The sequence below is a fragment of the Streptomyces sp. NBC_00234 genome (assembly GCF_036195325.1).
In the GTDB taxonomy this organism is placed as follows: domain Bacteria; phylum Actinomycetota; class Actinomycetes; order Streptomycetales; family Streptomycetaceae; genus Streptomyces.
Window position 1 is genome coordinate 1,556,607 of the sequence record NZ_CP108101.1, and the last position, 17,292, is coordinate 1,573,898.

The window sequence follows — 17,292 nt, forward strand, 5'->3', positions numbered from 1 at the left end:
GCAGCGTACCTCCCGAAGTGCTGAAACAGGAGGCCGCGCCCCTTCTATCGCAGGGCCTCACCGGTGGCGGCGAGGCCGGTCGCCGCACGTTCGAGGTCCTCCGCCGCACGATTGATCCGCTGCGTGGTGGCGGAGACCTGGCGGCCGAGCCGCTGGGCCTCGACGAAGACCTTGACGGCCAGTACGCCGAGTACGGCGATCCCCAGGAACCCCAGGGCGATGGCGAGCATGGGCCAGAACATGCGGCAGTGCCTCGATGTCGTGTCTACAGGGCGGTGTGGAGACGCAGGGTGCGCACGCCTCCACCGGTGAGGAGTTCGATGATGCGCTCCCCGGCGGGCTTGCGGACGGCGGCGCCGCACTCGGGACAGGTGAAGGAGTAGAACGTGGTCCGGCTGCTGGCGCCGATCGCGAGACGCAGTGCACCCGCCGCGAGCTCGAAGCGCTCCCGGCAGTCGGGGCAGGCGGCCTTGAACCGGACGGCGGCGGGTACCGGCACCGGGACCGGCGCGGTGACCGGCACGGTGGAAACATCCGACATTACGGACATCCGTTCCATTTCCTCTCCGCCTGTCGCTCAGGCCACGTCGTCGTACGCGGCGAGCGCGTCCCGGGCGGCCTCGCGCGCACTCCGCGCGAGCTCCGGCGGGGAGACGATGCGCCCTTCCCCGCCGAGGCGCAGCGCGAGCCGGCGCAAGGAGGCCGGGTCGGGGGTGCGCAGAACGATCCGAAGACCGCCGTCGGCGAGCTCCTCCGCGCTGTCGTGCGGGTAGTACTCGGCGACCCACCGGCCTCCGGGCCCCACCTCGATCACGACCTCCGGGTCCTCGGCCGCCGGCTGCACAAGTCCCTCCGAGAGGTCCCGCAGCTCCAGCTCCGGCGGGGCGGCCGGGGCGTCCAGGAGGCGGATCTCGGCGACCCGGTCCAGCCGGAACGTACGCCGGGCCTCGGAGAGGCGGCACCACCCCTCCATGTACGTGTGGCCGACGGCGAACAGCCGGATCGGATCCACCTCGCGCTCGGTGAGCTCGTCGCGCGCCGGGGAGTAGTAGCGCAGCCAGAGCCGCCGCCGCTCGGAGATCGCCCGGTCCACATCGGCGAAGACCCCGCCCTCGGCCTCGAAGGTGACCGAGAGCCGTGAACTGGCGGCGCCCACCTCCCCGGCCGCGGTCTCCAGCTTGGCCGTCGCGCGGACCAGCGCGAGCCGGTCGCTCTCGCGCAGCCCCGGCAGGGTCGCCACGGCGCGCGCGGCGACCAGGAGTGCGGTGGCCTCGTCCGAGGCGAGACGCAGGGGCGCGGCGACGTCGTCCGGGTTGTGCCACCAGATCCGGTCACCGTCGGTGTCGATGTCGAGCAGGTCCCCGCCCCGGAAACTCGTCCCGCACATGGGGAGCACGTCCAGGTCGGAGATCAGCTCGTCCTCGGTGATCCCGAAGGCCCTGGCGACGTCCTGCACGTGGGCGCCGGGGCGCTCGCGCAGATAGGTCACCAGGGAGAGCATGCGGCGGGTCTGGTCGATCGCGTTCGTGGCCATGAGCTACGGGTCCCCCTCAGTCCTTGGCCACGGCGCGCAGCCGGTCCACCACATCGGCCCGCAGATCGGCGGGTTCCGTCACGACGACGTCGGGGCCGAATTCGACGAGCCAGGCATCCAGCCCGTGCCCGTACGGAATCTCCAACTCGTCCCAGCCGTTCCCGAGTTCCCGGACCGATATCGCCCGGGAACGCAGCGGGTAGCCGGAGCCCGCCCGCAGCCTGATGCGCGCGGTCCTGGTCGCGGTCTCGCCCGCCCAGCTCTCCACGGTCTCGCGCACGGTCACCACGTCCGGCACCTGGGCGGTGAACGCCCCTGCGCGGGAGCGGACCCGGCCGGCGATCCGGGAGAGCCGGAAGACCCGCTCGGCACCGCGGTCACGGTCCCAGCCGGCCAGATACCAGTGGCCGCGCCAGCACTCCAGGGTCCAGGGCTCGACCTGGCGCTGCTCGTGCCGTGCCGCGTTGCCCTTGCGGTAGTCGAAGGTGACCGGGCGGCGGTCCCGGCAGGCGAGCATCAGCGGCTCGAACGCGGCCTCGTGAACCGGAATACGGGGTTCGAGGGCGCTGTGCACCTCGTAGGCGTCCTCGGCCTCCGGCATGCCCGCGGCCCGCAGCTTCTGCAGGGCGCCGCTGGCGGCTCCGGCGAGGCGGGCCTGCTGCCACACCTTGGCCGCGAGCCCGAGGGCGGCGGCCTCCTCGGCGTCCAGGGTGATGGGAGGCAGCCGGTTGCTGTCACGCCGGGCGAGGTAGCCCGTCTCGGCGTCCAGGTTCTCCACGGTCTCGATGACCAGACCGAGTTCGCGCAGATCGTCCTTGTCGCGCTCGAACATCCGGTTGAAGGAGTCGTCGGTACCCGCTTCCAGGTACGCCTCGATGGACTCGCGGAGCTCGCGCTTGCTGAGCGGGCGCCGGGTACCCAGCAGGCACAGCGCCAGGTTCATCAATCGCTCGGCCTTGGCAATCGCCATCGACGCCCTTTCTCTACGTGCTCTCCGACCCTCGACCGTACCGCCCCGGGGTGTCCGGACAAAAGCGAGGGCCCGTGCCTGACGGCACGGGCCCTCGTTCATGTACGACTGTGGATCAGACGCCCATCAGGTCGCAGACGAAGATCAGCGTCTCGCCGGGGGCGATGACGCCGCCGCCGGCGCCGCGGTCACCGTACGCGAGGTGCGCGGGGATGATCAGCTGGCGACGGCCGCCGACCTTCATGCCCTGCACGCCCTGGTCCCAGCCCGCGATGACCTGGCCGGCACCGAGCTGGAACTTGAGCGGAGTCCCGCGGTTCCACGAAGCGTCGAACTCCTCGCCGGTGGAGTAGGCCACGCCCACGTAGTGGACGGAGACGGTCTGGCCGGCCTGGGCCACCGCGCCCTCGCCCTCCCAGATGTCCTTGATCTCCAGGTCGACCGGCGGCTCGCCACCCGGGAAGTCGATCTCGGGCTTCTCGATGCTCACTGAATTGCTCCTCTAAATGATGAACTGGGCAACCGGGACAGTCTTACATCTTCGCCAGGATGTCGATCGCGAAGACCAACGTCGAATTGGCGGGGATGGACTGCTGTGCCTTGTCACCGAACGCCTGGTCCGGCGGGATGACGAGCAGTACCCGGCTGCCGACCTTCTTGTCGATCAGACCGTCCTTGAGACCCTTGAGGGTGATCTGGGCCAGCGGGAAGGTCTGGGTCTTGCCCTGGTCGTAGGTGCTGTCGAACTTCTTGCCACCCTTCCACAGCAGACCCACGTAGTTCACGACGACGCTGTCGCTCTCCTTGATGACCTCGCCGTCGGACTCCAGGATGTAGTTGGAGACCAGCTTCTTGGGCGGGTCGCTCTTGGGGACCGTGACGGTCGGCGCCTTGCCGTCGGTGTTGGTGCCCACCTTCGGCAGATCGATGTTGTCCTGCGCGACCTCGGAGCCCTTGGCGGAGGCCGGGATCTGCGTCGCCTTCAGGATGTCGATGACGAAGACGAGGGTGGCGTTGGGCTTGATGTCGCCCTGGCCCTGCGCGCCGTAACCGAGCTCCGGCGGGATGACCAGCTCGACGCGACTGCCGACCTTCTGACCGACCAGACCCTTGTCCCAGCCCTGGATGACCATGCCGGCACCGAGGGTCAGATCGAACGGCTGCTTGCGGTCGAAGCTGTTGTCGAACGGCTTGGTGGAGTCCCACGCCTGTCCGAGGTAGTTGACCTGGATCGCGTCGCCGTTCTTGAGCTTCGCGCCGTCACCCTCACTGATGACCTCGGTCTGCAGCTCCTTGGGCGGGTCGCCCTCGCCCTTCGCGAGGGTGGGCTTCTCGCCGAACTTCGCGCCTGCGGTGATCGCGGGCACTCCGTTCTTGGACGAGGCGGAGTCGGAGCCCTTGTCGTCGCCGCAGGCCGCTGTCGACAGCAGCAGGAGGGGGACGACGAGAAGGCCGGCAAGTCGGCGCACTGGTTCCTCAGATCTCAGACGGCACAGTAGTTGGGTCCCCGACACTCTAGGGCGTACGCAGGGCCCCGTACGAGGAACGTACGGGGCCCTGTCGTCACCTGGGATACCGAGGCGCTCTGCGCCGGGTCACATACCCGCGATCAGCTTCTCCACTCGGTCGTCCACCGACCGGAAGGGGTCCTTGCACAACACGGTGCGCTGCGCCTGGTCGTTGAGCTTGAGGTGGACCCAGTCGACGGTGAAGTCCCGCCGCTGCTCCTGGGCCCTGCGGATGAAGTCCCCGCGCAGCCGCGCCCGGGTGGTCTGCGGGGGCACCGATTTGCCCTCGAAGATCTTCAGGTCGTTGCAGATGCGGGCCACCTGGCCCTTGCGCTCCAGCAGGTAGTAGAGCCCTCGGCGGCGGTGGATGTCGTGGTAGGCGAGGTCTATCTGAGCCACTCGCGGATTCGACATGGTCATGTTGTGCTTGGCCCGGTACCGCTCGATGAGCTTGTACTTCATCACCCAGTCGATCTCGGTCCCGATCCGGTCGAGGTCCTCCGCCTCGATCGCGTCGAGGGTGCGGCCCCACAGTTCGAGCACCTGGTCGACCGTGCCGGTGCGGATGCCCCGGCGCTCGACGAAGTCGACGGCCTTCTCGTAGTACTCGCGCTGCACCTCGATGGCCGATGCCTCACGGCCGCTGGCCAGACGCACCTTGCGCTGTCCGGTGATGTCGTGACTGACCTCGCGGATGGCCCGGATCGGGTTCTCCAGGGTCAGGTCGCGCATCACGGTGCCGGCCTCGATCATGCGGAGCACCAGGTCGGTCGCGCCGACCTTGAGCAGCATGGTCGTCTCGGACATGTTGGAGTCACCGACGATGACGTGGAGGCGGCGGTACCGCTCGGCGTCGGCGTGCGGTTCGTCCCTGGTGTTGATGATCGGCCGCGACCTGGTCGTCGCGGAACTGACACCCTCCCAGATGTGCTCGGCACGCTGGCTTACGCAGTAGACCGCCCCGCGCGGAGTCTGCAGCACCTTGCCGGCACCACAGATCAACTGCCTGGTGACGAGGAACGGGATGAGGATGTCCGCGAGCCGGGAGAATTCTCCGTGCCGGGCCACGAGGTAGTTCTCGTGGCACCCGTAGGAGTTTCCCGCCGAGTCGGTGTTGTTCTTGAAGAGATAGACGTCGCCCGCGATTCCCTCCTCGTGCAGGCGGCGTTCGGCGTCGACGAGCAGTCCTTCGAGAATGCGCTCGCCTGCCTTGTCGTGCGTGACCAGCTCGGTCACGTTGTCGCATTCGGGGGTTGCATATTCCGGATGCGATCCCACGTCGAGGTAGAGGCGGGCGCCGTTCCGCAGGAAGACATTGCTGCTGCGGCCCCATGACACAACACGGCGGAAGAGGTAGCGCGCCACTTCGTCAGGTGACAGCCGGCGCTGTCCCCTGAACGTGCACGTGACGCCGTACTCGTTCTCCAGCCCGAAAATGCGGCGGTCCATGACTGAACATTACGCCTTATGGCCTGAGCTGAAACCGGGTTCGGCAGCACCGTTTCGATCATTTTCCGATCCCGTCACAACAGTGGGCGTACGCACGGGAACTGCGAGGACCCTTCCGGTGGCCAGCAGCACCACCAGCGCGGCCACTCCGCCCGCCCCCGCGACGGCGAAACTCCACGCCGTCCCGCCGAACTCGACGGCCGGTCCCGCCACGGCCGTTCCGGCCGCCGCGCCTACGCCGAACGTGGTGACGAGCCAGGAGAACGCCTCGGTCACCGTGCCGCGCGGGGCGTGCCGGTCGACGACGATGAACGAGCAGGCGATCGCGGGCGCGAGGAACACCCCGGCGAGTGCGGCGAGACCGGTCATGGCCGGCACACCGGGGGTCAGCATCAACGGCAGGTAGCCGAGCGCCAGAAGGGCGACGATGACGCGCAGCCGCCGCTCGGGGGCCCCGGCCCACTGCCGGGCCCCGTAGGCCACTCCGCCGATCAGCGCGCCGAGTCCGAGGGCCGCCATCAGCCAGCCGTACACGGATTCGTCGCCGTGGTCGTCGGCGTACGCGACACCCGCGACCGTGATCGAGCCGAGGGCCAGCCCGACGAAGAAGAACGAACCCAGCAGGGCGAGCAGTCCGGGCGAGCGCAGCGCGCCGAGCCAGTGCGCCTCGCGGGGCGCCGAACGCCACGTACGGGAGGGCTCCGACAGGACGACGGACAGGGCTCCGAGGACTCCTATCGCGTTGATGACGAGGAGCGCCACGGCCGGCGACCAGACCGCGACGAGCACCGTCACGAGAAGCGGGCCCACGGTGAACATCACCTCCTGGGCCACGGCGTCCATGGCGTACGCCCGGTGCACCCGGTCCTCGCGCCCCAGGACGGTCGGCCACAGGGCCCGCAGACCGCCCTCCAGCGGCGGTGTGAAGACTCCGGCGACGACCACGGCCAGACAGGCCAGGGGCAGCCGGTCGAGGCCCACGAGAGCGAACAGGGCCATACCGAGCGCGGAGAGCACGGCAGCGGGGAGCTGGATTCGCGGCTGGCCGTGGAGGTCCACCGCACGGCCGAGCAGGGGCTGCCCGACGGCCGTGGCGAGACCGTAGGCGGCGGCGAGCCCACCGGCCAGCGTGTAGCTGCCACCCTCGGCACGGGTGAACAGGACGATCGCGATGTGCGCGGTGCCGCTCGGCAGCCGCCCCACAAGGGTCCCCGTCAGCAGCCGCGCCGCGTGCCGCGCCCGGAGGACGTCCAGATATCCCGCGGCCATTCCTGCCCCTCTCCCTCGGACGGGCTTCCGACCCGCCCGAGGTTTTACGTATAACGTCGAAGCTCATACGTACCATGTGCGCAGTCCCAGGTCCACCTCGCGGGTGCCCGGGCACCCCGGCACCACCCTGAGCACGGAGGCCCGAGTGACCAGCGCGCAGCAGCCCGTCCCGGCGCGGCCCACCAGCCGGGACGTGGCACGGGCGGCGGGTGTCTCCCAGGCCACCGTCTCCCTGGTGCTCGGCGACAAATGGCGCGGCAGAGTGTCCGAGACCACAGCCGGGCGGGTACGGGACAGTGCGGCGGCCCTCGGCTACCGGCCGAACCTCGCGGCCCGCAGTCTCCGCCTCGGCAGCACCCGCACCGCGCTCCTCGTGGTCCCCGCCCTCACGAACGAGTTCTTCGCCCGGGTCTACACGGGCGCTGCCGGTGTCGCCGCCGCGCACGACTTCGGGGTCGTGCTCTACCCCTCACCCGACGGCACCGGTCCGGCCAGGGACCCCTTCGCCTCGGCCCGCGCGTCGCTCGACGGTGTGATCGCCTCGTCCATGGCCGCCGAGGCCGTGGGAGCCCTGCGCGGGGCCGGACTGCCGCTCGTGATGCTGGACAGCGACCCGGCCGACCGGGGTGCGGCAGCGCATGTGAACCTCGATATCGCGGACGGCATGCGCCAGGTGACGGAACATCTGCTGAGCCTCGGTCACCGCCGGTTCGTGCACCTCTCCTCGGCCGTGGACACCTGGACCTTCGCGATCCGCGCCCGGGCGCTGCACGACACCCTGCGCGGCGTGCCCGACGCGGTCGTACGCACCGTCCCCGCCCCGCTGGACGTCACGGCCGGACGGGAAGCCGCGGAACGCGCCCTGGCGGACCCCTCGGCCCGGCCGACGGCCATCGTCTGCGACGACGACATCCTGGCGGCCGGCGCCTGCAAGGCGGTCCGCCGACGCGGGCTGCGGGTGCCCGACGACATCTCCGTGACCGGCTTCGACGATCTCGCCCTGGCGACGGCCGTGGAACCGGAGCTCACCACCGTACGGCTGCCCGCCGAGCAAGTGGGCGAGCGGGGCATGACGGCCCTCCTCGCCGTCCTGGACGGCCGGCCGGCGGAGCCGGGCAGCCTGCCCGTGCACCTGGTGGTGCGCGGCTCCACCGCACCCGCCACCGGGGCCCGCGCATGACCGTGCCCCGTACCGCCGGTCGCGGCGGTACGGGGCACGGATGCCGAGCGGGCTAGTCCTTGGCGGGGGGCTCGGTGGTCCCGCCCGAGTCCTTCGTACCGGTGGTCCCGGTCGCCGTGTCGGTGGAATCCGTGGAATCCGTGGCGTCGGTGCCTTCGTCGTCGGAGGGAGCGTCCGTCGGAGCCCCCGCGTCCGCGTCCAGCAGGCGCTTGAGCTGCCGCCCGACGATCCGCTTGAACTTGCGCTGCTGCGGCCTCGTGCGGTCGAGGACCGCGACCTCCAGCCGTTCCGCGGGGATCTCCCGCTCGCCGCCGTTGGGCTCACGCGACAACGCCTGGACGGCCAGCTTGAGCGCCTCCGCGAGCGTCATGCCGTCGCGGTGACGCTGATCCAGGAAACTGCTGATCTGCTCCGCGTTCCCGCCGACCGCGACCGAGCCGTGCTCGTCCACGATCGAGCCGTCGTGCGGCAGCCGGTAGATCTGATCGCCCTCGGGCAGCGCGCCGACCTCGGCGACCACCAGCTCCACCTCGTACGGCTTCTCGGCCGCACTGGAGAAGATGGTGCCCAGCGTCTGCGCGTAGACGTTGGCCAGACCACGAGCCGTCACATCGTCACGGTCGTAGGTGTATCCGCGGAGATCCGCGTATCGCACCCCGCCGATGCGGAGGTTCTCGTACTCGTTGTACTTGCCGGCGGCTGCGAAGCCGATCCGGTCGTAGATCTCGCTGAACTTGTGCAGGGCACGGGACGGGTTCTCGCCGACGAACACAATGCCGTCGGCGTACTGCAGCACAACCAGGCTGCGACCACGGGCGATGCCCTTCCGGGCGTATTCCGCCCGGTCGGCCATGGCCTGCTGAGGTGAGACATAGAACGGCGTCGACACCGGCTATCCGTCCCTTTCTGTCAGTGACGAGTGCATCGAAGAAGCGGGGAGGCCGGTCAGAGCAGCGCGGCGCGCGGCCCGTCGGGCTCTTCCATGCGGCGCTCCAGGATCGCGCGGGCGATCTCGGCGGATTCCACGTCGGTCAGCCTCCGGAAACCCTCGTCGGTGATGACGGTGACGATCGGATAGATCCGGCGCGCCACGTCCGGTCCCCCGGTCGCCGAGTCGTCGTCCGCCGCGTCGTACAGCGCCTGCACCACCAGGGTCAGCGTCTGCTGCTCCGTCAGGTCGTCGCGGTACAGCTTCTTCATCGATCCACGGGCGAAGATCGAACCGGAGCCGGTGGCCGCGTAGCCGACCTCCTCGGACCGGCCGCCGGTGACGTCGTACGAGAAGATCCGGCCCTTCTCGCGGTCGACGTCGAAGCCCGCGAAGAGCGGGACGACGGCGAGGCCCTGCATGGCCATCGCCAGATTGCTGCGGATCATCGTGGAGAGCCGGTTGGCCTTGCCCTCCAGGGAGAGCGTGGCGCCCTCGACCTTCTCGAAGTGCTCCAGCTCCAGCTGGAACAGCTTGACCATCTCCACGGCCAGACCGGCCGTACCGGCGATGCCCACCGCCGAGTACTCGTCGGCCGGGAAGACCTTCTCGATATCGCGCTGCGCGATCATGTTCCCCATGGTCGCCCGCCGGTCACCGGCGAGCACCACGCCACCGGGGAACGACGCCGCGACGATGGTCGTCCCGTGCGGCGCCTCGATGGCCCCCTGCAGCGGCGGCAGGCTCCGCTTGCCGGGCAGCATCTCGGGTGAGTGGTCGGACAGGAAGTCCATGAACGAGGACGAACCCGGCGTCAGGAACGCAGCTGGTAGACGCCCGGTGCTACGAGTGTTGGCTTCCACGCGTTTCCCTCCAGGTATGCGATGGCCCTGCGCAAGGAGTCAGGATCATCCCCCAACTTGCCGATGGCCGAATTGCAGTTGAAGCGCTGTACGTCCCGGACCCTACCCGTCCTGTGGCATTGATCCACATGAAGTCGGAGGCCGGGACGCACTTTCCACCTCGTTCACATGCGTGGACTACTGTCCACCCTTCTGAACGAAAGACCGCACGAAGTCCTCCGCGTTCTCCTCCAGGACGTCGTCGATCTCGTCCAGTACCGAGTCGACGTCGTCGCTCAGCTTCTCCTGCCGCTCCGCGAGGTCCTCGGAAGCCTGCGCGTCCTGCGCCTGCTCCTCGACCTCCTCGGTGGAACGCGTCGCCTTCTGCTGTCCGCCGCCGGTGTCCTTGGTCGCCATGTAGCTCACCCCGCTCGGTTCGAAGCACTTGATCAGACCCTACCCATGGGGTCCGACATTGGCCCGGTACTTGTCTCAACGTCCGGAGGTCATCGGAATGATTCCCAGCCGGCGGCCCTTTCAGCCGCCCGAAAGCACCCGGACCAGCTCTTCCGCGGTACGGCAGCGGTCCAGGAGGTCCTTGACGTGCTCGCGCGTCCCGCGCAGCGGCTCCATGGTCGGCACCCGCTGCAGGGAGTCGTGGTCGGGCAGGTCGAAGATGACCGAATCCCAGGAGGCCGCGGCGACGTCGTCCGCGTACTGCTCCAGGCACCGGCCCCGGAAGTACGCCCTGGTGTCCTCGGGCGGCTTCGTACGGGCCCTCTCGACGTCGTTCTCGTCCAGCAGGCGCTTCATCTTCCCGCGGGCCGCCAGACGGTTGTAGAGGCCCTTGTCGGCCCGTACATCGGCGTACTGGAGGTCCACCAGGTGCAGACGCGGGGCATCCCAGTCGAGACCGTCGCGGCGCCGGTAGCCCTCCATGAGCTCCTTCTTGGCGATCCAGTCCAGCTCGCCGGAGAGGCTCATCGGATCGTTCTCCAGCCGGTTGAGCGTGTCCTCCCAGCGGATCAGGACATCCTTCGTCTGCTCGTCGGCGTCCGCGCCGTACTTCTCCTCGACATATTTGCGGCCGAGCTCGAAATACTCCATCTGGAGCTGCACAGCGGTGAGTGTCCGCCCGCTGCGCAGCGTGATCAGCTGCTTCAGCGTGGGGTCGTGGGAGACCTGGTGCAGGGTGCGCACCGGCTGGTCGACGGCGAGGTCGACGTTGATGAAGCCGTCCTCGATCATCGACAGGATCAGGGCCGTCGTCCCCAGCTTCAGGTACGTCGAGATCTCCGACAGGTTCGCGTCGCCGATGATCACATGCAGCCGGCGGTACCTCTCGGCGTCGGAGTGGGGTTCGTCGCGGGTGTTGATGATGGGGCGCTTGAGCGTGGTCTCCAGGCCCACCTCGACCTCGAAGTAGTCGGCCCGCTGGCTGATCTGGAAGCCGTGCTCGTGGCCGTCCTGACCGATGCCGACCCGGCCCGCGCCGGTGACGACCTGGCGGGAGACGAAGAAGGGGGTGAGGTGGCGCACGATGTCCGAGAACGGGGTCTCCCGCTTCATCAGGTAGTTCTCGTGCGTGCCGTACGAGGCGCCCTTGTTGTCGGTGTTGTTCTTGTAGAGGTGGATCGGCTGGGCGCCCGGGATCGCGGCGGCCCGCTCGGCGGCCTCCGCCATGATCCGCTCGCCGGCCTTGTCCCAGAGCACCGCGTCGCGCGGGTTGGTGATCTCGGGTGAGCTGTATTCGGGGTGCGCGTGGTCGACGTACAGCCGGGCACCGTTGGTGAGGATCACATTGGCCAGGCCGATGTCCTCGTCGGTGAGCTGGCTCGAGTCGGCCGTCTCGCGGGCGAGGTCGAAGCCTCGCGCGTCGCGCAGCGGATTCTCCTCCTCGAAGTCCCAGCGGGCGCGGCGCGCCCGGTGCATCGCCGCCGCGTACGCGTTGACGATCTGGGACGAGGTGAGCATGGCATTGGCGTTGGGGTGGCCGGGGACGGAGATCCCGTACTCGGTCTCGATGCCCATTACTCGCCGTACGGTCATGCGGCCCTCCTTGCCCGGCGGCGCTCCCCTCCGGGAGCGGCGCTCAAGTACCGCTGCTTGTCCGGTGGGTGTGCGGTGCCCGTCCCCGCACTGCGCGACTCGGCGGTACGGCAGAGCCTAGAGCGCCATTGCGCCGGTGGGGAGATCAATTTCGTCATTGCTCCGATATGGCCGGAGCCGCCGAGAAAACAACCGGCTGCGGATGCCCGGCCGGGCATCCGCAGCCGGTCTGCGTTTTACAGGTACTGCCCGGTATTTGCCACTGTGTCGATGGAGCGTCCGGTGTCCGCGCCCTGCTTTCCGGTGACGAGCGTGCGGATGAAGACGATCCGCTCACCCTTCTTTCCGGAAATCCTGGCCCAGTCGTCCGGGTTGGTCGTGTTGGGCAGGTCCTCGTTCTCCTTGAACTCGTCCACGCATGCCTGGAGGAGGTGGGAGACCCGAAGGCCCTTTTGGCCGTGTTCGAGGAATGCCTTGATGGCCATCTTCTTTGCCCGGTCGACGATGTTCTGAATCATCGCTCCGGAGTTGAAGTCCTTGAAGTACAGGACTTCCTTGTCACCGTTGGCATAGGTGACCTCGAGGAAGCGGTTCTCCTCGGACTCGGTGTACATCCTCTCCACGACGGACTGGATCATGGCGTGGGCGGCAGCCGGCTTGGAGCCGGTGTGCTCGGCCAGATCGTCCGCGTGGAGCGGCAGCGAAGGCGTCAGGTACTTCGCGAAGATGTCCTTCGCGGCCTCCGCGTCCGGACGCTCGATCTTGATCTTCACATCGAGACGGCCGGGCCGCAGGATGGCGGGGTCGATCATGTCCTCGCGGTTGGAAGCGCCGATGACGATGACGTTCTCCAGGCCCTCCACACCGTCGATCTCGGCGAGCAGCTGGGGGACGATGGTGTTCTCCACGTCCGAGCTGACACCGGAACCACGGGTGCGGAAGAGGGATTCCATCTCGTCGAAGAAGACGATGACGGGGGTCCCCTCGCTCGCCTTCTCCCGGGCACGCTGGAAGACCAGGCGGATGTGCCGCTCGGTCTCGCCGACGTACTTGTTGAGGAGCTCGGGGCCCTTGATATTGAGGAAGTAGCTCTTCCCCGCGGGCTGTCCGGTGACCTCGGCGACCTTCTTGGCGAGGGAGTTGGCCACGGCCTTGGCGATGAGCGTCTTGCCGCAGCCGGGCGGGCCGTAGAGCAGGATGCCCTTCGGCGGACGCAGTTCGTGCTCCTTGAAGAGGTCGGGGTGGAGGTACGGAAGCTCGACCGCGTCGCGGATCAGTTCGATCTGGTCGCCCAGGCCGCCGATCTTGTCGTAGTCGATGTCCGGAACCTCTTCGAGGACCAGTTCCTCGACCTCGCTCTTCGGCACCACTTCGTAGACGTAGCCGGACCTGGGCTCCAGCAGCAGGGCGTCGCCGGGCCGGATGGTGATGTCCAGCAGCGGCTCGGCGAGCCGCACCACCCGTTCCTCGTCGGTGTGCCCGATCACCAGGGCGCGTTCGCCGTCCTCGAGGATCTCCTTGAGGGTGACGATGTCCCCGGCCCGCTCGTACGCCATGGCCTCGACCACGTTGAGCGCTTCGTTGAGCATGACTTCCTGACCTCGTCTGAGGTCGTCGAGTTCCACGCTGGGGCTGACGTTCACCCGGAGCTTGCGGCCCCCGGTGAAGATGTCGCAGGTGCCGTCCTCGTTGGACTGCAGGAAGACACCGAAGCCGGCCGGCGGCTGTGCGAGCCGGTCGACCTCCTCCTTGAGAGCCACGATCTGGTCTCGGGCCTCGCGGAGCGTATTGGCGAGCCGCTCGTTCTGAGCGGACACGCCGGCCAGATTGGTCTGCAACTCGACGATCCGCTCTTCGAGAATCCTCGTATGACGCGGAGAGTCGGCGAGCTTACGTCGCAGGACGGCGATTTCCTGCTCGAGATAGGCAACCTGGCCGGCTGGGTCTTCTGACCCCCGCCCGGGCCGGATGCCGCGGTTGATGTCGTCGTCGTGGGCTGCCACGGTCCTCACCTCCTCCAAGGGGAGCTGGACGCTTCCTGACCCTACCTGGGTGGGTGATGATTGAAACCCCTAGATCACAAAGACTGCGGGGCGTGTCCGATCTTCACCCTTGCGCTCTCCCTCACGCCAAGGGAATACCCACTTTGAGCACCGGAAAGCGGCCGGTTGTATCGTCGAAGCGTTCAACACCCGTCAGGGCTGGCTCCATTTGGTTCAGATACGCAGGGAACGGCAGGACACATGACCGTGCGGCAGGACGCTCCGGGCGACGGCGAGACGCAGGATCTGGAGGTCTGGATCGATCAGGACCTCTGCACGGGGGACGGCATCTGTGTGCAGTACGCACCTGAGGTGTTCGAGCTGGACATCGATGGTCTGGCATACGTGAAGAGCGGCGACGACGAGCTGCTCCAGGACAAGGGCGCGACGACCCCGGTGCCGCTTCCGCTGCTCCAGGACGTGGTCGATTCGGCCAAGGAGTGCCCCGGCGACTGCATTCATGTACGACGCGTTTCGGACAGCGTCGAAGTTTTTGGTCCGGACGCAGAGTAACCGCTCAGGCACTCCGGGCGAGGTCCTGGCCGGACCTCACGAAGGCGTTGCCCTTCCACTGCCAGCTGACCTTCTCCTCCTCGTCGGGGCAGCAGCGCGGCACCGCCATCGAGGAGTATCCGAGCAGGGTCGCGGAGACGACTCCGTCGTGCACGGCGAAGTCGGTGACCGTCTTCCTGTGAGCGGGGTCCACCAGGGTCGCGACGACCCTGGGTGCGGCCCCGCTTCCGCGTGTCAGGACGTAGACGCCGCTGGGCGGCGTGCCGGAGCCCGCGTCGCAGTGGACCACGGCCACGGTCTCGGGGCTGCCGTCCCCGTCGAGGTCTCCGGGGGCTTCGTCGGCGACCACGCTCTTCGCGCCGGCACAGTCGAGCGGATAGGCCGCGGCTGCCGCGTCCGGGGCGGCCACGGGGGCGCCGCCCGGCCGGGACGCGGAGGCGTGGGCCGAGGCGGTCGCGGTGGCCGTGTCGGGCTGGAGCAGGCCCGCGAAGGCGACGACGGCGGCCATCGCCGCGGCCGTAGCGAGCCAGTGCACCGGCTTGGCGTCGGTGTGCGCGAGGTCCGGGAGCGCGGAGGTCTGCACGCGGTATGTCTCCTGTGGTTCCTGGGGGGCCTGGGAAGGCGGTGCCGAACGGGCGTCGGCGGGCGGGGGGTGGCCAGCATCGTGCCACACCTCACACGGCAGCGGAACGGTGGGGTCGGCCCGGGTTGGGCGGGGCAACGAAAAGGCGCCGCTGCCGAGTTCCCGGGTCGGTCCGGAGAACTCGGCAGCGGCGCCCGAGCGTTGTGACGGGGTCAGGCGCGGGAGGAGGTGCTGCCCGGGCCGTCGTAGTCGTCGCCGTAGGCGCCCTTGGACGGGCGGCGGCGGCGCAGCGGGGGCTCGACGCCGTCCGCGAGGCGGCGGGCGGTGACGAGGAAGCCGGTGTGGCCGATCATCCGGTGGTCGGGCCGGACGGCCAGACCCTCGACGTGCCAGTTGCGGATCATCGACTCCCAGGGCTGCGGCTCGGCGAAGCAGCCGATCTCGCGGATGGACTCGACGGTCCGCGAGAGCTGGGTGGTGGTGGCGACGTACGCGCAGAGGATGCCGCCGGGCACGAGGGCCTTGGAGACGGCTTCGAGGCACTCCCACGGCGCGAGCATGTCCAGGACGACCCGGTCGACGTCGGTGTCCGAGAGGTTGTCCTGGAGGTCACCGACGGTGAGCTGCCAGGCGGGGTGCGGGGAGCCGAAGTAGCGCTCGACGTTCTGCTGGGCGATCTCGGCGAAGTCCTCGCGGCGCTCGTAGGAGTGCAGCATGCCCTGCTCGCCGATGGCGCGCAGGAGGAAGGTGCTGAGCGCGCCCGACCCGACGCCGGCCTCCACGACGCGGGCGCCGGGGAAGATGTCGCCGAAGGCCAGGATCTGCCCCGCGTCCTTCGGGTAGACCACGGCGGCACCGCGGGGCATGGACAGGACGTAGTCGGGGAGCAGGGGGCGCAGCGCGAGGTAGGCGACGTTTCCCGTGGTGCGGACAACACTGCCCTCGGGAGCACCGATCAGCTCGTCGTGCGGGAAAGAACCCTTGTGGGTGTGGAAATTCTTTCCGGCTTCGAGCGTGAAGGTGTAGTGGCGTCCCTTGGGGTCGGTGAGCTGTACCTGGTCCCCGACCTTGAAGGGCCCACGACGGCGGGCGGCACCGGTCGGTTCAGACATGTGGCCAGCGTACCGGTGTTTCAGGGGGCTCCGACCGCCCGGTGGGGGGCGCGGCCGGGGATCAGGCTCCCGGGCGGGCCATCGCGGCGACGAAAGCGCGTTCGACGTCGGCGGTGGACAGGACTCCGTAGATCTCACCGGTCTCCTCGACGACGAGGTACTCGGTGGCCGGTGTCGCCTTGAGCCGGTCGAGGAGGGCTTCTCCGGCGAGTTCGGCGGGGACCCTCATGCCGTCGGTGAGGTCCTGGGAGAGGCCGCTGACGGCCACCCAGGGGCGGCGGTGCTCGGGGACACCGGCGATGGCGGCCTCGCGCACCACGCCCTTGGGGTTGCCCTGTCCGTCGACGACGACGAGGGCGCGGGCTCCCGCCTCGTTGGCCCGGCGCAGCGCCTCGGAGAGGGGCGTCGCGGACTCGACGGGTACGGCGCGCCGGGTGAGGGTGCGGGCCCGCAGGTCGGGGAGGTGCTCGCGGAGGCGGGCCATGCGCAGGCTGTTTCCGGCGCCCGTCCAGATGATCCCGGCGAGGATGGCGGCGAGCAGGGCGTCGGTGACGGTCTCCACGCCCGAGATCTCTTCGGTGGCGTTGCCGAGCGCTCCGGTGTGGGTGAGGAGCGGGAGCCCGATGAGGACGCAGACGGCGAGGCCCCGGCCGACCCAGGCGGCGGCGATGGTGCCGCTCATCGGCTTGCCCGTGATCTTCCAGACCACGGCGCGCAGCATGCGTCCGCCGTCGAGCGGCAGGCCGGGGAGCAGATTGAAGGCGGCGACGAGGAGGTTGGAGATCATCAGCCCCGCGAGGAGCACACCGGGGACGGTGGGCGGGTCGACGAACTGCATGCCGGCGTAGAAGACACCGGCGAGGACCAGCGAGAGCAGCGGGCCGACGAAGGCGAGGACGAACTCGCGGCCGGGTGTCTCGGACTCCTTCTCGATCTCGGAGACGCCGCCGAAGAACTGGAGCTGGATGCGCCGGACCGGGAGCTTGTAGCGCAGTGCCGCGACCGTGTGGGCGAGCTCGTGGACGAGTACGGAGGCGTAGAAGGCGATCGCGAAGAAGAGCGAGACCAGGTAGCGGGTGTTTCCCAGTTCGGGCAGGACGCGCTCCAGCTGGCCGCCGAAGACCCAGGTGATGAGCGCCGCGACGACGAACCAGCTGGGCGCCACGTAGACCGGCACGCCGAAGGGGCGGCCCATGAGAATGCCGCCGCCGGGCTCTGCCGGGCGCTGCGGCCCGCCCTTGTCGGGCCCGGTGCTCGGGTCCTTGCCCCCTGCGCCGGGCTGCGGCTGCCCGCTGTCGCCGCTGTCGTCCACG

18 protein-coding genes and 1 pseudogene are annotated in these 17,292 nt (G+C 69.1%); 2 read left to right on the top strand and 17 right to left on the bottom strand.

What is annotated here, in order from left to right:
* Positions 1-44: 44 nt before the first annotated feature.
* The 8 genes from OG230_RS06680 to OG230_RS06715 form a co-directional block, all read right to left on the bottom strand.
* Entirely contained in the window at positions 45-242 is a 198-nt protein-coding gene (locus OG230_RS06680) for a hypothetical protein (RefSeq protein WP_185301786.1), read from the bottom strand.
* 23 nt (positions 243-265) lie between these two features.
* Positions 266-541 (bottom strand): hypothetical protein, encoded by a 276-nt coding sequence (locus OG230_RS06685; protein ID WP_328909196.1) that lies wholly within the window; start codon positions 539-541, stop codon positions 266-268.
* A gap of 36 nt (positions 542-577) precedes the next feature.
* The gene (locus tag OG230_RS06690; protein ID WP_328909197.1) at positions 578-1,534 is read right to left on the bottom strand and encodes a helix-turn-helix transcriptional regulator; all 957 of its coding nucleotides are present in this window, start codon (positions 1,532-1,534) and stop codon (positions 578-580) included.
* Positions 1,535-1,550: 16 nt separating this feature from the next.
* Positions 1,551-2,504 carry a helix-turn-helix transcriptional regulator gene (locus OG230_RS06695; RefSeq protein WP_328909198.1) on the bottom strand — a complete coding sequence of 318 codons (954 nt, stop codon included), beginning with the start codon at positions 2,502-2,504 and terminating at the stop codon, positions 1,551-1,553.
* A 115-nt stretch (positions 2,505-2,619) separates the two neighbouring features.
* The gene (locus OG230_RS06700) at positions 2,620-2,994 is read right to left on the bottom strand and encodes an FKBP-type peptidyl-prolyl cis-trans isomerase (protein ID WP_328909199.1); all 375 of its coding nucleotides are present in this window, start codon (positions 2,992-2,994) and stop codon (positions 2,620-2,622) included.
* A gap of 43 nt (positions 2,995-3,037) precedes the next feature.
* A complete protein-coding gene (locus OG230_RS06705) occupies positions 3,038-3,973 on the bottom strand; it encodes an FKBP-type peptidyl-prolyl cis-trans isomerase (RefSeq protein ID WP_328909200.1) in 936 nt (311 codons plus the stop codon).
* 126 nt (positions 3,974-4,099) lie between these two features.
* Positions 4,100-5,461 (bottom strand): Pup--protein ligase, encoded by a 1,362-nt coding sequence (gene pafA, locus OG230_RS06710; RefSeq protein WP_185301781.1) that lies wholly within the window; start codon positions 5,459-5,461, stop codon positions 4,100-4,102.
* Between the two features lie 9 nt (positions 5,462-5,470).
* Positions 5,471-6,730: an MFS transporter gene (locus OG230_RS06715; RefSeq protein ID WP_328909201.1), complete on the bottom strand. Its 1,260-nt coding sequence runs from the start codon at positions 6,728-6,730 to the stop codon at positions 5,471-5,473.
* 145 nt (positions 6,731-6,875) lie between these two features.
* On the opposite strand from OG230_RS06715, the gene OG230_RS06720 reads away from it, so the two are divergent.
* On the top strand, positions 6,876-7,910 hold the full coding sequence (locus OG230_RS06720) for a LacI family DNA-binding transcriptional regulator (RefSeq protein ID WP_328909202.1): 1,035 nt from the start codon (positions 6,876-6,878) through the stop codon (positions 7,908-7,910).
* Positions 7,911-7,962: 52 nt separating this feature from the next.
* On the opposite strand, the gene prcA is transcribed toward OG230_RS06720, so the two are convergent.
* From prcA to arc, 6 genes and pseudogenes are all read right to left on the bottom strand, one after another.
* Positions 7,963-8,799, bottom strand: coding sequence for a proteasome subunit alpha (gene prcA / locus OG230_RS06725; RefSeq protein ID WP_328909203.1), 837 nt, complete (start codon positions 8,797-8,799; stop codon positions 7,963-7,965).
* Positions 8,800-8,855: 56 nt separating this feature from the next.
* Positions 8,856-9,701: a proteasome subunit beta gene (prcB, locus tag OG230_RS06730; RefSeq protein WP_328909204.1), complete on the bottom strand. Its 846-nt coding sequence runs from the start codon at positions 9,699-9,701 to the stop codon at positions 8,856-8,858.
* Positions 9,653-9,832 (bottom strand): annotated as a pseudogene (locus tag OG230_RS06735) (endonuclease domain-containing protein); the annotation flags it as partial. The pseudogene OG230_RS06735 and the gene prcB, both read right to left, overlap by 49 nt.
* A gap of 46 nt (positions 9,833-9,878) precedes the next feature.
* Entirely contained in the window at positions 9,879-10,097 is a 219-nt protein-coding gene (locus OG230_RS06740; protein ID WP_003970166.1) for a ubiquitin-like protein Pup, read from the bottom strand.
* A gap of 120 nt (positions 10,098-10,217) precedes the next feature.
* A complete protein-coding gene (dop, locus tag OG230_RS06745) occupies positions 10,218-11,729 on the bottom strand; it encodes a depupylase/deamidase Dop (RefSeq protein WP_328909205.1) in 1,512 nt (503 codons plus the stop codon).
* Positions 11,730-11,965: 236 nt separating this feature from the next.
* Complete coding sequence (gene arc / locus OG230_RS06750) at positions 11,966-13,732, bottom strand: proteasome ATPase (protein WP_328909206.1); 1,767 nt, start codon at positions 13,730-13,732, stop codon at positions 11,966-11,968.
* Between the two features lie 240 nt (positions 13,733-13,972).
* Here arc and OG230_RS06755 point away from each other — a divergent pair, with 240 nt between their 5' ends.
* Positions 13,973-14,284, top strand: a complete 312-nt coding sequence (locus tag OG230_RS06755; protein WP_328909207.1) for a ferredoxin — start codon at positions 13,973-13,975, stop codon at positions 14,282-14,284.
* A 4-nt stretch (positions 14,285-14,288) separates the two neighbouring features.
* Here OG230_RS06755 and OG230_RS06760 read toward each other — a convergent pair whose 3' ends face one another.
* The 3 genes from OG230_RS06760 to OG230_RS06770 form a co-directional block, all read right to left on the bottom strand.
* Entirely contained in the window at positions 14,289-14,867 is a 579-nt protein-coding gene (locus tag OG230_RS06760; RefSeq protein WP_328909208.1) for a hypothetical protein, read from the bottom strand.
* Between the two features lie 212 nt (positions 14,868-15,079).
* Positions 15,080-15,979 carry a tRNA (adenine-N1)-methyltransferase gene (locus OG230_RS06765; protein ID WP_328909209.1) on the bottom strand — a complete coding sequence of 300 codons (900 nt, stop codon included), beginning with the start codon at positions 15,977-15,979 and terminating at the stop codon, positions 15,080-15,082.
* Positions 15,980-16,040: 61 nt separating this feature from the next.
* Positions 16,041-17,291, bottom strand: a complete 1,251-nt coding sequence (locus tag OG230_RS06770) for a site-2 protease family protein (RefSeq protein WP_328911326.1) — start codon at positions 17,289-17,291, stop codon at positions 16,041-16,043.
* Position 17,292 lies beyond the last annotated feature (1 nt).